The organism is Nonomuraea longispora (genome assembly GCF_004348345.1).
In the GTDB taxonomy this organism is placed as follows: Bacteria; Actinomycetota; Actinomycetes; order Streptosporangiales; family Streptosporangiaceae; genus Nonomuraea; species Nonomuraea longispora.
The window spans coordinates 1-1,991 of sequence record NZ_SMJZ01000406.1 but is presented as its reverse complement, the minus strand read 5'-3'; the positions used below and the strand labels follow the sequence as shown (position 1 = coordinate 1,991).

The following is a 1,991-nucleotide window of genomic DNA, read 5'->3' as shown; positions in this document are numbered from 1 at the left end:
GGCCCGCAGGAGGAGGGCCCGGGGGAAGCGGGCCTGACGGCACTCTGGGCACGGGCGCCGTCTCCTCCGGCCCCGCCGGGATCCCGTGAGCGGACGGCATCCCCTGGCCGGGCGCCGGCGCATGCGCCGGGTGCTCCCCACGCCCGCCGAGCGCGTCACCGCCAGGGTGGCGACCGGGGGGCGCGTCGAGGTCCGGGTCGTGGCGCGTGCCCTCCCCCGAAAAGAGATCGGGATACATGCCCTCTTCGAGCGGTATCACCTCCCCCGGAGGGTAGTTGCGGCCCGAGAGGGCGCCGAGTCCGGGCGGGGTCGTCCGGCTGGGCGGAGGCGGCGGCGGGTCGTCTTCGCGGCGCCGGTCGTTCCGGGGCGCGAACCAGTCGCGCTCGTCGTTCGTACTCATCCTGCGCTCACTTCTTGTCCATCGAGTAGACGTCCTGCGGTGAGGCCGCGAGTTTGCGCGCGCCCGCCTCGTCCAGCCCGAGGTCGACCTCGATCTCGGGCTGGTACGTCTCCATGATGAAGGCCTGGGGCAGCCCGAACACGACCCGCGCTCCCGGCAGCGCCGAGGCGGGGACCTCGAAGAAGTACCGGCCGCTGACCCAGATGTCCGGCTGCACCCAGACGTTCGACAGGGTCTGGGAGCTGTCGACGCGGTCCGTGGCGCTGAACTTCTTGCCGTCCTCGGTCATCAGCACCGGCTGGCCCAGCTTGTACGGCTTGAGGCTGGACTTGGCCGAGGCGTTGACGACGAGGAAGAGGTGGTCGGTGCCGATGGTCTTGCCGGTGAGGCTCCTGATCGACCTGGCGGTGACGTACGAGTCGACCCGTACTGTGAAGCGCTTGGCGTCGACGTCCTCGCCCTTGTCGCCTACGTAGGTGAGGGGCAGGCTCTGCTCGCCCTCGTTGAGAGACATGGTCTGCAGCAGGACGGCTGCTCCGGCCAGCACGAGCCCGGCGACGGCGTTGAGCAGCCGTGAGGTGTTCGCGGGGCGGCGCCCACCTCGCCGGCCGCGGCGCGCGGGCGCAGCCGATGATCTTGGTTGTGTGGCGGTCACACTCCGTCACCTTCCTTGACCGGCAAGGTCACCCTGGCCTTGATCTCGGGGAGCCACTTGTCGCCTGCTTCGGTGGCGACCATCTTCCAGCGGGGGGTGACGTTGTTGAAGTCGGATTCCCACGCGAAGGAGGCCACGTCGAGGGTGATCTGCTTCGGCGGCGGGTCGGTGTCCTTGAGCCGGTAGCGCAGGACTACCTGGCTGGTGATCCCGGGGTGGAGCTGCTGGCTCAGGCCGCCCTTGCCCTGGGCGAAGGTGTTGGGGCCCGCGTCCTTGGGAAAGGCAGGGGCGATCTTGACGAGTGAGCCGGCGAAGGACGCGAGCGTGAAGGCGGACTCGATCTTCTGCGGCGGGCTGCCGACCGAGGCGGTCGCGTCGCCGTTGTTCCTGACGTCGAAGATCACGTCCACGAAGCGCTTGTCTTCTGAGAACCGGGTCTGGGCACGCTCCACCGTCACGCGGGACTCGACGACCTTGGTGGTGAACTGGCCCTGGTCGATCACCGCGCCCTGGCCCAGCGCCTCGGGCTCCTCTGGGGCCTCGCGCAGCCCGCCGAGCAAGGCGGTGATGCCGACGGCCGTGAAGGCCGTCAGAGCGATTGCGGGCACCGCTACGGGGCGTCTGGGCCTCTCACTGCTGCCGCCGGAGGGTTCCGTCATGGATAAGGATGGTAATAGGTCTCGCTTGTCTCATCTGCCGCAATGCTCCCATCGGAGTGGTCGAATTGCCGAGAAACCCTGCCACTACGGTGCTTGTAACTCATACGCTGGCACGGAACGGAAAGGGCTGACCCCAACCCCTAATGACATATCGGCGGCCGGAGGGTCACGTGGCGGACGTGCATCCCGAGCATGCCCAGCTCCAGGCGGACCGCATCTACCTGGGCTGGCAGTACATCCTGTTGCATCCCGACCCGGGCCCGCCCCCGAAGCGCCC

Annotated in this window: 2 protein-coding genes and 1 pseudogene; all 3 read right to left on the bottom strand. The window is 68.9% G+C overall.

The window, feature by feature from the left end:
• Positions 1-400 (bottom strand): annotated as a pseudogene (locus E1267_RS46070) (hypothetical protein); the annotation flags it as partial.
• Positions 401-407: 7 nt separating this feature from the next.
• Positions 408-1,055: a hypothetical protein gene (locus tag E1267_RS43535; protein ID WP_132342140.1), complete on the bottom strand. Its 648-nt coding sequence runs from the start codon at positions 1,053-1,055 to the stop codon at positions 408-410.
• Positions 1,052-1,663, bottom strand: coding sequence for a hypothetical protein (locus E1267_RS43530; protein ID WP_132342138.1), 612 nt, complete (start codon positions 1,661-1,663; stop codon positions 1,052-1,054). Before E1267_RS43530 ends, E1267_RS43535 begins: the two co-directional genes overlap by 4 nt.
• Between the last annotated feature and the right edge of the window lie 328 nt (positions 1,664-1,991).